Raw genomic sequence first — 13,106 nt, forward strand, 5'->3', positions numbered from 1 at the left:
GAATGGAAAAAACGAAGAAGATAGCTGTGATGAGTGGTAAAGGTGGCGTTGGAAAAACTACTGTAGCGGTGAACCTTGCTGTTGCACTGGCGGCTGAGGGTTACCAGGTTGGTCTTCTCGATCTCGACCTCCACGGACCAAACGTTCAAAGGATGCTCGGTGTTTCTCTGCCACCTTCCGAAGGTGAAAAGATCGTTCCAGCAAAGTATGGAGATTCTTTGAAAGTCTTTTCATTAGCAATGATTCTCCAGGAAGGTGCTCCCGTCATATGGAGAGGTCCTCTCAAACACAAGGCGATTGAACAGCTCACAAGAGATGTAGAATGGGGCGACCTCGACTACCTGATCTGTGACCTTCCACCGGGAACAGGGGACGAAGCGCTTTCCACCTTTCAAATAATAAAACCTGACGCTGTGATAGTCGTTTCCACTCCTCAAAAAGTGGCTGGAGACGATGTGAGAAGAGCGATAAACTTTGTCAAAAGATTGAGTGGAAAGATACTCGGACTGGTGGAAAACATGTCCTATCTGGTCTGTCCAAACTGTGGTGAGAAAATATACGTTTTTGGAAAGGGAGAGACAGAAAAACTGGCAGAAGAATTTGGTATCCCTCTTCTTGCCAGGATACCCATGGATCCAGAGGTGGTTTCCCTTTCAGACGAAGGAAGGCCTGCGGTGGTTTATAAGAGAGGAACCACAATAGAAGAGGAATTCAAGAAGATCGTCGAGAAAGTACTTTCTCTGTGACCACAGAGTTCTTTCCAAGAGTTTTTGCCAGGTAGAGGGCCTCATCGGCCCTTTTTATTGTTTCAAAGGGGTCCTCGCCGTTTTTGTATTCTGCCACTCCAAAACTCAGAGTGATGTGATAAGTGTTCTCTGGATCTTCCATAACGGCCTTTCTCAGCTTCTCTGCTACAATCTTTGCCTCTTCCAGGGAAGTTCCCGGGAGAGCTATAATGAACTCTTCCCCTCCGTATCTTCCCACAAGATCGCTCTTTCTCAAAACGGACTTCATCTTTCTTCCCAGCCAGCCGAGAGTTTTGTCACCCGCAACGTGTCCAAATTGATCGTTTATCTTTTTGAAGTCATCGGCATCGCACATAATGATGGAAAGGGGAGATTTATACCTCGAAGATTTGTACGCCTCTTCCTCAAGACGTTCCATGAAGTACCACCTGGACAGAACTCCCGTGAGAGGATCTTTCATACTTCTGTCTCTGTAGAGACGTTCTCTGAGAATGGTGGTGAGAATGTTTCCAAATTGTTCGAGCGTTTCCACCAGTTCCCAGGCTGTTTTTTCGTCACATTCAAGGTTGGTCTCAACACCAACGATCATGTCGTGCTTCATATCGAGATGGAAGGACATGACCGTTCTGAAGGGTGAAATTTCGAGGAAGTCCTTCTCCATAGGTGGAGTGATTGGAGATGTTGAATATTCTTCCATCACCTTTTTCGTTGTTCTCTCAATTATTCGAATTGAAAAAACTTCGTATGGAATTACTTCTGAAAGCCTTGCTGCAACAAACTCCATCATATCGGAAAATTCCTTTTCTGTTTCTATGAAACCCAGCAATAGATAAAACGGTGCTTTTTTCTCTTCAATTTGAGTTTTTTCTTCCACCTCCAGCTTGACCGAAACTTCTCTCAAACCTATCAGGTTGTAAACAAAAATCGCCTTTCTGAGATAACGCTTGGCTTTGAAGTTTTCTCCAAGGGCACTGTAGAATTTGTAAAAGGTTTCATAAACCAGAGCGAGTGTGAGATTTGAAGAATTTTCGACATTTTCCCTTTCAAGTTCGAGCAGAAAATCTTCAAAGCCTTCTGGATCCAGTTTTGCTAACCTTTCTGTAAAAACATAAGCGATTTCTTCGTTGAAGAATTTCTGAGGAGTTTCAAGCCTTTCTTTCCAGATTTTCAAGAGCTCTGAATCGTCTTTTGCAAGGACCAGCCTCTTGAGAAAATTGAATCCGAATCTATCGAACTCGGGTTCATCCTTTTCCAGAAGACTTTTAGCGGATTCAACGTCTCCAGAAAACAGGTAGTTCATGACCAGTCCTCTGAGTGCTCTTCTTTCTATTCCGTGTTTTTCTTCCAGTTCGAGTTCTGTTCTGAAGACTTCTTCTGCTTTTTGGAAATCTTTCTTGTGGATGTAGTAGAGCCCTTCGAGAAAGTAGGTGTAAGAAAGGATGGGCATGTCTTCAAAGAGCCTTGCCTGTTTTCTCAGTCTTTCAAGCTGGACGAGGAAGTTCGTTATTTTTCCCTCGTAGAGCAAGCTCCATGTCAAATTGCTTTCGTCCACGATGGAAAGTGATGGGTCTATTTTTCTTGAAAGCTCTAAAGAGTGATGGAAGTAGTAGTTGCTCATCGCTCTCGTTCTTGAAAGAACTCCCAAAGCTCTGTAACCCATCACTTGAAGGTCGAGGAAACCTTCCGAGGTGGCAATGTTCATCATCTCTTTCAGTGCTTCCCGATCTTCAGTTGAAGAAAAGAGATCGTAGAGAAGATGAGCCTTCAGATAAAGCCTTTCTCTTGTGGAGAAGTTTTTCTCTTTGAGCTCTCTTTTGATGGTGTTGAGAATTTCCTGAGGGGCTTTCTTTCCCGCTCTTATGTGAAAACGGGAAAGAACGACGAGATTGTATAGATCATAATAAGACAGTGAGTCTTTTTGCAAGATCGATTCAACATCTATTTCTCTGAGGGTTTTGAATCTGCGAAAATGAAAATTCTCCTTTTCTACACCCAGAGGATCTATTCTGAAAATAAGCTTCATCTTCAAGCTTTCTATGGAATAATAGGGTTTTTCAAAAAATTCCTCCAGTCTTCTCAGGTATTCAATGAGCGATCTGGTCTTTTCATAATCCCAGAAGTGCTTTCTCACGTATCTCAGCACGTAGAAAAACTTTAATCTTGGGTCCTCCAGAGACAGGGCGTGTTTTATTGCGAGGTCGTCCGGGAGATTTTCGAACAGTTTTTCGTGGAGATTTTTCTTTTTGTTCTCTGAAAGCTTGTTGTAGTAGTATTTCCAGAATTCTCTAAGTGCGAATCTGTAGAGTCCTTCTTCTGTCGTTATCACACCAGAATCATATGCGGACATCAAAGTGTCATGGTAGTCTTTTCCGGTTATCTTTTCAAGAACCCTCAATTCGCTTCCGGTGAACTTCTGCCCCAGAACGCTCAGTTCTCTGATTTCTGCGGAATCCAGCTCTCGAAGAAGAGGTTTGAAGATTCCAACGATGTTTTCTCTGAGATTGGATTTGTTGAAGAATTTCAACAATTCTACCATGTATCCCGGTAATCCCTTGCTGAGACTGTGAATCAACTTAACTTGATCGTCGCTGATTTTTCCAATCGCTCTCTCAAGAAAGATACGAGTTTCCTCAACTGTGAAAGGAGAGAGCCTGTACACCTTGTGGAAGAATTGAAAAGCCTTTGTAGAAGTTGTTAGAACGATTATTTTGGTGATAGTGGAGAGTCCGGAAAACTCCTCGAGAAACGATAACAAGTCTGAACCTTCAAACAAGTCGTCGATCAAGATCACCTTTTTTTGACCGTCGTCGAGTTTGGTGAGAAGATCGAGTTCGTCTGAAGCATCGTACCATACACGGAGATCTTCAAGAGATGAGATCTGGTGAATCATATATCCTCTTTCTCTCAATTCATCGACCAGAACAGACGCGAGTTTCGTTTTTCCCACCCTCTGTTCACCTGTGATCAGAATGAAGAGAGGAAATTTTTGGGAAGTTTCTATGTCTCTTTTTATCAGTTCTTCTTCTTTCCTGTGAATGTAGGGAATTCTGATCTCTCTGGAGTCGAACGAGGGCTCTCTGGTCTCCAGATGAGGTTCTATTCCGTGGATTTTCAAAAAACGCCTGCACACTTCTTCGGTTGCCCGGGAAGATCTCTCTGGAGAAAAAACAACGCCCTTCACATCGTCCGGAATGTTCGAGATGAGTGCAGGGATCAAAAAAACTCCGTCGTTCACCAGTATGTCGTCCATCCCGAGCGCGGGAATAGTGACGCCCACTTTCGAGAGAAAGAGAAACAGCTTGAGAAGCTGCTTTGCGACCTGATCGCTCAGATTTTCGAGAGGTGCGAGGTTGTGGTAGTAGGGATAGAACAGCAGGAACTTCCCATCAGAGATTTTCAACCTTTCAGGCAGAAGAACGTTTGGCAGCCTGAGCCGTTTCAATTTCGCGTATTCGTTGAAGAAGAAAGATCTATCCACGGAGGCTTTTACGATTTTCAAAACTTGATCTTCACCGTCATCTTCTATGAGAAATTCATCCCCCCAGTACGTCTCTCTCAGAAATTTTTTCACTCTCATTTTCCACACCTTCTCTGAACTTCTTCAAGAGATGATTTATAACCCTGGGAATCACTTCTCCTATTTTCTCCCCCTCAAAAGATACACCTGCTGCTCTTGGATGACCTCCTCCTCCAAGCTCAAAGGCAACTTCGTTGACGTTGAACCAGTCTTTTGATCTCATGCTGACATGTATTTTACCGCGTGGAAACTCCATGAAGAGCACGGCCACTTCTACACCTCTTATGGAACGAAGCTCACCGACGAATCCCGCACTGTCTTCATCGGTGCAGTTGTGTCTGAGATAGGCGTCGTAATCGATGTAGGAATATGCGATCTTTCCATTTTCAAGCAGCTGGAGTCTTTCAAGGACTTCAGCAAACAGTTTGAACTGTTCGAATCTCTTGTTCTCCAGGATCTCTTTGGCAACGAAATGTGCATCTGCTCCCATCTTCACCAGTTTGTAAGCGTCTTCGAACACTCTGACATCTGCGTTGGAGTGCCTGAAGAACCCTGTGTCGGTTGCGATCCCAAGGTAGTTCAAAGTGGCAAGGTTCGAATCGTACTCTACACCAAGCGCCATGTTGATTCTGAATATCATCTGAGCGGTGGCTGCGAAGGACGGATCCACCCAGTTCCAGTTCCCGAAATTCGTGTTCGTTGAGTGGTGATCGATCACAACAGAAGGAACCTTATCCAGGAGATTCTGAAACTTTCCGATTCTGTCGGAAGAGGAAGCATCGACCACCACAAGAAGCTCTGGATCAAAATTCAGATTCTCTTCTATTTTATCTATGTGAGGGAATTTCTCGAATACGTAAGGAATTTTGTAATCTACAGCAGCCTTCACTTCTTTTCCTAATTTTTCCAGTCCGAGTGTGAGGCTCAGAACGGAACTCACACAATCACCATCGGGCATTATGTGTCCTACAACGAGTATTTTATCGTGTCGGGAAAGCACTTTGACGATCTCGTCCACTTAGAACACCTCCACTGTAGTGGTGAGAGCTTTTTCTATTTTACCCTGTGCCATTTTCGTTGTTCTCACCACTTCTTCGTGTGACAGTCTTCCGTGGGTGATACCGGCTGCCATGTTCGTCACACAGGAGAATACAACCACCTTGAGCCCGCAATGTTTTGCAGCGATCACTTCCGGAACGGTTGACATTCCAACAAGATCGGCTCCGAGCTTTTCAAAGGCGCGTATTTCAGCTGGCGTCTCGTAACTTGGTCCAAGAACACCGATGTAAACCCCCTCCTTCAGTCTGAGTCTTTCCTGGATTTTCCTCGCCCATTCAGGATCAGCAACCGAGGACATATCAGGAAACCTCGGACCTATCCTTTCGTCGTTTGACCCTCTGAGAGGATTTCTGAACATGAAGTTTATTATGTCTCTCACCAGAATGATTTCTCCAGGTTTGAACTCCGGGTTTATCGCACCGGCAGCGTTTGTTACGACGACACCTCTCACTCCCACGTATTTTGCCACATACACGGGAAAAGCCACCGTTGCTGGATCGTGACCCTCATAAAGGTGAAACCTTCCTGCCATGATCATAACAGGCCTGTCGCTTATTCTTCCAAAAACAAGTTTCCCGCTGTGGCCTTCCACAGTAGGTTGTGGGAAGTGAGGAATATCTTTATAATCTATAGTAACAGGGTCTTCCACTTTTTCTATGAAAGACCCAAAACCGGATCCCAGGATGATCAAAATGTCCGGTGAAAGGTTCGTTCTTTCACTTATAAACGTCCTTGCTTCTTCGATCTTTTTCATCATAACTTGTGATCACCTCCACGTAACTATTCTACTATAAAGCGAGGTGTTGATGGTGTATCCCAGGCTTCTGATAAATCTAAAAGAGATAGAAGAAAACGCAAAAAAAGTAGTCGAAATGGCCTCCAGAAGAGGTATAGAAATAGTCGGTGTTACCAAGGTAACCCTTGGTGATCCCCGTTTTGCGGAAACGCTCAGAAAAGCGGGTATCAGAATACTGGGTGAGTCCAGGATAAAGAACGTTCTCAGAATGAAAAAAGCAGGAATAGAAGGACCGTTCATGCTCCTGAGACTTCCCATGATGAGTGAACTTGTTGAAGATGTGAGGCACTTCGATTACATCATGGTCTCCGATCCTGATGTGGCAAAGAAAGTGGATGAGCTCTCCAGAGAGATAAAGAGAAACGTGAAGATCATATATATGATAGATGTGGGAGATCTCAGAGAAGGTGTTTGGTTTGAGAAGGCCGTTGAAGAAATAGCTCAATGCAAAGGAGCCAACGTTGTGGGAATAGGCACCAATTTTGGATGCTACGGTGGTATCATACCAACGAGAGAAAAGTTCGAAATCCTGCTCGATATAAAGGAAAAGCTGGAAAAAAATTACGGGTTCAACATAGAGATAGTCTCCGGTGGAAACACTCCGGCGCTCTACGCACTGGAGAATGACGAAATTCCTGAGGGAATAAACCAGCTCAGGATAGGAGAGGCCATTGTTCTGGGAAGGGACATAACGAACAATCGAGTCATAGACTGGCTTTCTCAGGACACCTTTCTGATCGAGGCTGAAGTGATAGAGGTGAAGGAGAAACAATCCGTTCCTCTTGGAAAGAGGGGACTCGATGTCTTTGGAAGGAAGATTGAGTTCGTGGACAGGGGCATAAGGAAGAGAGCGATCTGCGCTCTTGGAGAGCAAGATATAGACAGCAGAGGTCTCATTCCCGTGGACAAAGGAGTTGAGGTACTGCACGCTTCGAGCGATCATATCGTCCTCGATGTTACGGATTTTGGAGATGTGAAAGTCGGTGACGTGTTCAGGTTCAGAATGACTTACTCCTGTCTTTTGAAGGCTATGACTTCTCCATTCGTGGAGAAGGTGTATGAACCCTCAATTTGAGGGGAAAGTCTTAATACGAGGAGGAAGCGGTTTTGAACGAAAAAAAACTCGTTGAAGCCCTCAAAAGGAAAGAAGACTGGGCATACGAGATTCTATACAGAGAATTCGCTCCAAAAATAGGAAGTATAGCAAAGAGCTTTTTGAACACCGACGATGTGGATGATGTTGTTCAGGATGTTTTTTTGAGGATTTTCAAAGGGATAAAGAAATTCAGAGGCGATTCAAAACTCTCCACGTGGATCTACAGGATAGCCGTGAATGTCTGTAAGGACTATCTTCAGAAGTACAAGAAGAGAAACGAGTTTTTGACGGATTTCCAGGAGAAAGACAACGAAGAGGAAATCTACATCCAGCCGGAAGCGAAAGAGGATGTGTTCGATGAAGTGCTTCGATCGATCACTGCTGAGAGGGTTCAAAAGGCTCTGGAAAAGCTTTCACCGGAGGACAGGTTGCTCATAAAACTGAGAGATATAGACGGGTTGAGCTATGAAGAAATAGCGTCCGTTTTGCAAAAACCTGTTGGAACTGTGAAAAGCCGTCTTCACTACGCAAGAAAGAGGCTGGGAAACTTGCTGAAAGAGGGTGGAACTGTTGAAAGATGACAGATTGAACAGGATTCTTGACGGTGAAGAACCCATAGAGGGGCTTCCTGAGGAACTCCTCAGAGATTACCGAATCTACAGAGAAGCTATCACTCTCTTCAGAATACGATGCGAGTACGTTCCAAGTGAACGTCTGATGAGGAAGATCATGAAAAAAAGGCGGAAGAAACTCGTTCTTTCAACAGTTTTCGCTGGGATCGCAGTTTCCCTGCTGCTTCTTTCTGTAGTCCTCGACATTTTCCCTGTCTCTCCGTCTCGAAAAGTTGTTCAAAAACAAAATCCTGTTGTTAAAGAGTTAATAGATTACATAAAAACAGTGGAAGTAGTGAGCGATGGATGGTGATAGTGTGAAAAAGTACGTTCTGGTAGTTTTGTTTTTCCTCGCAGCTACGATTTTTGCACTACCTGAAATCGTGGAAAAGTGGATGTACGCGAACTATTACGCGAAGAGGATAATGGTTGAAATTGGTTTGAAAAGCCGTTTCAGATACGAAGAGGTGTACAAGTGGGGAGCGGACAAGATGGTTCTGGTACACGAACCCGTCAGTGTGAACTGGGTGAGACTGGGTCAGAGCTGTTACATGGGATCCGGTACCACCTTGAAGAGATCTCCCATGCTCATTCTCGATCTTGAGGATCTTGCCTTCAAAGAGATTCTGCAGGGAAGAGATCTGAAAATTGAAGAAACAAACGAAGGGTACGAGATATACATTCATGACACGGGAGAATACCGCGTGCTTCTCTCATCCGATGGATTCCCAAAAGAGATCGAAAGAAACTACATGGACACGAAGAGCAAGCTGATCTACGAAGAAGTGAAACCGCTTTCTGCTGATAAGAGTGAAATTTTGAAAGACTACACTCTTGTGGACTCTGGAGTGGAATTTCCAAAAGAACTGGTTGACATCCTGAGTAACTTTCGTTTCCTCATAATCAGAGAAGGAACATCGGGGCTCGAGATAGAGGGTATCTACAAAAACGGTCAAAAAGTAGAGATATTCATAGGAAACGACCTTCCAAAGGGTGGTTTACAAGTCAACATCAACGGACTCAAGATAGCCATCGTTGCCGATGAAAAAACTCTTGAGGAGATAAAGGTGATTCTTGGACAATGAGAGCGCTCATAGTGGACGGTTACATAGACGAGCCCGCCGCCTTTGGTGTCCCACCTTATGTGAGTCCGTACGTCAGGTACCTCGCAGGTGCACTTGTGGTTCATGATGTAGAAGTCGATTATGTCACCATAGACAAAATGAGAAAGGAATCACTCTGGGAAATTGCGAACGAATACGACTTTCTTTTTGTTTTTGGTGGAATCACCGTGCCAGGTCGATACAAGGGCGGAACACCTCTCACCCTTTCAGAGCTTCAGAGGATTCTCAGCATCGCAAGAAGGCCCACCAAAATAGTGGGAGGCCCAATAGTTGGGGGATATTCACTCAGAGGGGGATCTGTGGCAAGACGATTTGACATACAGGCGGATTATCTGGTGAGTGGAGATATGGAGGCTTTTGTAGTCTCCTATTTTCGAGGTGTACCCGATCCAGAGGCAAAAAGCGATTATGAGCTGATCGATGCGGTGGCACCTTATGGGGCCGTTGTCCTTGAGAAACATCCGAACTTTCCGCATGTCATATGCGAAATAGAAGTCTCGAGAGGTTGTGAAAGAAGAACGTTCTGTTCTTTTTGTACAGAGCCGCTTCTCCACGGAAGGTTGAAATCTCGAGATGTACAGGCCATACTGAAAGAGATAGAGTCCCTCTACAGAGCTGGATGCAGAGCATTTCGCTTCGGAAGGGCTGCAAATATCTTGGCGTTTGGATCTGACAGAAACGGAGGGAAGCCTTCCCCAGAGATCTTGGAAGAGCTGTACTCGGGTACCAGAGAAGTAGCTCCTCATCTGGAAGTTCTCCACACGGATAACGCCAACCCATCCTACCTTGTTACATACGAAAAGGAATGTAGAAAGATAGTTGAAACCATTGTCAGATACAACACACCAGGTGATGTGTTCTCCTTTGGAGTGGAGTCCTTCGACGAAAATGTTCTGAAGAAGAACAACGTTCAGGGTTCGCCGGAAGAGTTTTTGAAAGCCATCGCTGTTGTGAACGAGATAGGTGGAGTGCGGGTGGATGGAATACCAAAACTCCTTCCCGGTGTGAATCTGATCTTTGGTCTTCCGGGGGAAACGGAAGAAACCCTCAAAAAGAATTATTCATATCTGAAGCGCATTCTCGATGAAGGTTATCTTCTGAGAAGGATAAACATCAGAAAACTTCTCGCTTATCCGGGAACTCCGGTATACGAGTATTTAAAGAATAAAAAGCACAGAATCAAAAGTTATCTTCATGATCAGTGGAAAAGAAGGATAAGGGAAGAGATAGATCGTGAAATGCTGAAGAGAGTCTTCCCTGCCGGCACTGTTCTAAAAAAGGTGATAGTTGAGTACAGAGAAGGAAAAATCTCTTTTGGAAGACAGCTAGGGAGTTATCCGATACTCGTCGGCATTCCAGGAAATCACAGTGGTGTGCTGGACGTGGTTGTGGTTTCCCACGGCGAACGATCGGTGACTGCCCTGCCTTACCCTTCCTTCATAAACTCCATGTCACTGGAAGAACTCACAGCGATACCCGGAATCGGAAACGCCCTCGCCAGAAAGATCATTCTGAATCGTCCCTTCAGAAGCTGGGAAGATCTCAAGAAAGTAGTTCCCGCCGAGACAGCGAACTTTCTCAGAAATCTTGGCATTTCTTTACAGCAGGTGTAAAATATGCTCGGGTGATGCACATGAAAACCGTTAGACAGGAAAGATTGAAGTCCATCGTAAGGATTCTCGAGAGATCAAAAGAACCTGTCAGTGGAGCTCAGCTGGCAGAAGAACTCAGTGTGAGCAGGCAGGTGATCGTTCAGGATATCGCCTACTTGAGAAGTCTTGGTTACAACATCGTGGCCACGCCAAGGGGATACGTGCTTGCGGGTGGAAAGTCTGGAGTCTCGAGGCTTGTAGCTGTGAAGCACGCGCCAGAAGAGATAAAAGAAGAATTACTCTGTGTGGTGAGAAACGGTGGAAGAATAGTCGATGTGATTGTGGAACATCCGGTTTACGGTGAAATAAGAGGTATCATCGATGTTTCCTCCGAGGAAGAGGTCTTGAAATTTGTAAACTTGATGGAGATGGCAAAGACAGAACCTCTCTTAACTCTCTCTGGAGGAGTTCATCTTCACACCATAGAGGCACCGGATGAAGAAACAATGGAAAGAATCATGAGAGAGCTGAAGAAAAAAGGTTTCCTGATAGAGGAGGGATAAAAGATGAGAATAGACGAAATAGTTGAAAAATACGTGGACAGAAAAACTCAGAGAAGGTTTCTCATCCTCACTTCTATCGCCTGGATGTTCGATGCTGCCGGTGTTATGCTTCTTTCTTTTGTGCTTCCTTACGTGATAAAGGAATGGAATCTCACCTCTACTCAGGGAGCTACCATAGCAAGTGCTACCTTCCTTGGAATGCTTTTTGGAGCGCTTTCTGTGGGGTTCGTGGCTGACCTTCTTGGAAGGAAAGTTTCCAATCTGTTCTTTTTCATCGTAACGATCACCTTCACTTTTCTGTCCGGCTTTTCCTCATCGTTCGAAACTCTTTTAGTTCTGAGAGGCCTTTCGGGTTTTGGGTATGGAGGCTTGATGCCTTCGTTCAACGCGTATCTTGCAGAATTCACGAGTATCAGACTCAGGGGAAGGTATCTTGTGCTTCTGGAGTCGAGCTGGGCGGTTGGGAGTATACTGATAGGACTCTTCGCAGTGAATGTTCTCCCGAACTGGAGATGGGTCTTCTGGATCTTCTCCATCGGGTACCTTTTTGTTCCGGTGTTTCTTAGGATGCCCGAAACCCCAAAGTACGCGTTTTTGAAGGGTGGAAAAGAAGCGCTGGAGAGGTCTCTGGGTAAAAGAGTGGAGGAAGAGGTGGAGCTTCCAAAAAAAGAGAAAGTTCCCATCCTGGCTCTTTTGAAGAGGGAACATTTGAAAGACACAGTTGTGATCTGGATAGCGTGGTTCGTTGTGAGCTTCGTGTATTACGCTCTGTTCACCTGGGCTCCCAGGATCTTCTCCTCGCTGGGTGTGAGTGTTGTCAAATCTTCCTGGTTCACATTCTACATGATGGTGGCACAGCTTCCCGGGTACCTTTCGGCAGCCTACTTCATAGAAAAATGGGGAAGAAAGGCTTCTCTTGGTGTTTACTTCATAGGAACAGGACTTGCCGCTCTGCTGTGGGCCAACGTGAGAGGAGATGCTTCGCTTCTTGCAGCTGCTTTGGTCCTTTCTTTCTTCTGTCTTGGAGTGTGGGGACTGGTCTACGCTTACACACCGGAGCTGTATCCCACGTCGCTCAGGGGGACTGGAAACGGAGCAGCGGGAGTATGGGCAAGGATAGCGGGTATAATAGCTCCTTACTACACAGGCTTCATGATGGAGAAAGGAAAAAGCATCGCGGAAACCCTCGCATGGATCTCCGCGATGGCAATGTTTGCCGGTGTGATCGTTCTGATATTTGGAAGAGAAACAAAGGGGAAATACGTGGATTAATCTGGAACAACGGTGCTTCCCACGTCTTCTCCCTTCAGCGCTTTCAGAAGAGTTCCTGGTTCGAAGAAATTGATCACCTTCACTGTAATTCCAAGCTTCTTACACAGAGCGAAGGCTTCGGCATCCATGACCTTGAGCCCCATTTTCATCGCTTCTGAGAACGTGAGATGAGGGATCTTCTTCGCATCGGGAAATTTCTTTGGGTCTTTATCGTACACACCATCCACTTTTGTGGCTTTCACCACCAATTTTGCTCTCATTTCCTGGGCTCTCAGAACGGCTGCTGTGTCTGTAGTGAAAAATGGATTGCTCGTGCCTCCAGCGAAGATCAGAATGCTGTTTTCTCTTAGGGCAGATTCTATAGAATCGTAGTTCACCCTTTCCACATCCGGAAGATTCACTATCTGTGAATAAATTCGAGCTTTCAATCCGGATCTTTCGAAGATGTCTTTCAAATATACGGAATTCATCACGGTTCCGAGAAGACCGATCTGATCGGCCCTTGTCATGGTGAGATTCTTCAGCTCGACACCCCTGAAGAGATTCCCTGCTCCCACAACGATACCTATTTTGAAACCTTCTTCAATGGCGCTTTTAATCTCGTTGACTATGTAGTTCACTCTTTCTGGATCGAACCCTCTGCCTCCTTCTCCCGAGAATGCTTCCCCACTCAGCTTCACCAGTACTCTCATGATCCATACCTCCAAAAAAAGGGTGAGCTTTTCGCTCA

Annotated in this window: 12 protein-coding genes; 8 read left to right on the forward strand and 4 right to left on the reverse strand. The window is 45.2% G+C overall.

Annotated elements, in window-relative coordinates; genetic code table 11:
• The first annotated feature begins 2 nt into the window (after window positions 1-2).
• A complete protein-coding gene (locus TRQ2_RS06490; protein ID WP_012311025.1) occupies window positions 3-746 on the forward strand; it encodes an Mrp/NBP35 family ATP-binding protein in 744 nt (247 codons plus the stop codon).
• On the opposite strand, the gene TRQ2_RS06495 is transcribed toward TRQ2_RS06490, so the two are convergent.
• Genes TRQ2_RS06495 through TRQ2_RS06505 form a run of 3 tightly spaced genes read right to left on the reverse strand, consistent with a single transcriptional unit; the run spans window position 712 to window position 6,079 of the window.
• Complete coding sequence (locus tag TRQ2_RS06495) at window positions 712-4,323, reverse strand: diguanylate cyclase (protein ID WP_012311026.1); 3,612 nt, start codon at window positions 4,321-4,323, stop codon at window positions 712-714. The two genes, TRQ2_RS06490 and TRQ2_RS06495, sit on opposite strands and share 35 nt — an antisense overlap.
• On the reverse strand, window positions 4,280-5,281 hold the full coding sequence (locus tag TRQ2_RS06500) for a bifunctional oligoribonuclease/PAP phosphatase NrnA (RefSeq protein WP_012311027.1): 1,002 nt from the start codon (window positions 5,279-5,281) through the stop codon (window positions 4,280-4,282). Before TRQ2_RS06500 ends, TRQ2_RS06495 begins: the two co-directional genes overlap by 44 nt.
• The gene (locus tag TRQ2_RS06505; protein WP_038052687.1) at window positions 5,282-6,079 is read right to left on the reverse strand and encodes a purine nucleoside phosphorylase I, inosine and guanosine-specific; all 798 of its coding nucleotides are present in this window, start codon (window positions 6,077-6,079) and stop codon (window positions 5,282-5,284) included. It lies immediately after the preceding gene.
• 49 nt (window positions 6,080-6,128) lie between these two features.
• Here TRQ2_RS06505 and TRQ2_RS06510 point away from each other — a divergent pair, with 49 nt between their 5' ends.
• Genes TRQ2_RS06510 through TRQ2_RS06540 form a run of 7 tightly spaced genes read left to right on the forward strand, consistent with a single transcriptional unit; the run spans window position 6,129 to window position 12,376 of the window.
• On the forward strand, window positions 6,129-7,193 hold the full coding sequence (locus TRQ2_RS06510; RefSeq protein WP_041434342.1) for a lysine racemase: 1,065 nt from the start codon (window positions 6,129-6,131) through the stop codon (window positions 7,191-7,193).
• A 32-nt stretch (window positions 7,194-7,225) separates the two neighbouring features.
• On the forward strand, window positions 7,226-7,795 hold the full coding sequence (locus tag TRQ2_RS06515) for an RNA polymerase sigma factor (RefSeq protein WP_011943712.1): 570 nt from the start codon (window positions 7,226-7,228) through the stop codon (window positions 7,793-7,795).
• Entirely contained in the window at window positions 7,776-8,138 is a 363-nt protein-coding gene (locus TRQ2_RS06520) for a hypothetical protein (RefSeq protein ID WP_148186790.1), read from the forward strand. The genes TRQ2_RS06515 and TRQ2_RS06520 overlap by 20 nt, the downstream gene beginning before the upstream one ends.
• Before the next feature lie 4 nt (window positions 8,139-8,142).
• Window positions 8,143-8,910 (forward strand): hypothetical protein, encoded by a 768-nt coding sequence (locus TRQ2_RS06525; RefSeq protein WP_238514440.1) that lies wholly within the window; start codon window positions 8,143-8,145, stop codon window positions 8,908-8,910.
• Window positions 8,907-10,562 (forward strand): radical SAM protein, encoded by a 1,656-nt coding sequence (locus TRQ2_RS06530; RefSeq protein WP_012311031.1) that lies wholly within the window; start codon window positions 8,907-8,909, stop codon window positions 10,560-10,562. The genes TRQ2_RS06525 and TRQ2_RS06530 overlap by 4 nt, the downstream gene beginning before the upstream one ends.
• Window positions 10,563-10,576: 14 nt before the next feature.
• Window positions 10,577-11,104 carry a transcription repressor NadR gene (locus TRQ2_RS06535; RefSeq protein ID WP_004082049.1) on the forward strand — a complete coding sequence of 176 codons (528 nt, stop codon included), beginning with the start codon at window positions 10,577-10,579 and terminating at the stop codon, window positions 11,102-11,104.
• Between the two features lie 3 nt (window positions 11,105-11,107).
• Window positions 11,108-12,376, forward strand: coding sequence for an MFS transporter (locus TRQ2_RS06540; protein ID WP_004082050.1), 1,269 nt, complete (start codon window positions 11,108-11,110; stop codon window positions 12,374-12,376).
• On the opposite strand, the gene pyrH is transcribed toward TRQ2_RS06540, so the two are convergent.
• Complete coding sequence (gene pyrH / locus TRQ2_RS06545) at window positions 12,373-13,068, reverse strand: UMP kinase (RefSeq protein ID WP_012311032.1); 696 nt, start codon at window positions 13,066-13,068, stop codon at window positions 12,373-12,375. The two genes, TRQ2_RS06540 and pyrH, sit on opposite strands and share 4 nt — an antisense overlap.
• Window positions 13,069-13,106 lie beyond the last annotated feature (38 nt).

The sequence above is a fragment of the Thermotoga sp. RQ2 genome (assembly GCF_000019625.1).
GTDB lineage: Bacteria > Thermotogota > Thermotogae > Thermotogales > Thermotogaceae > Thermotoga > Thermotoga maritima.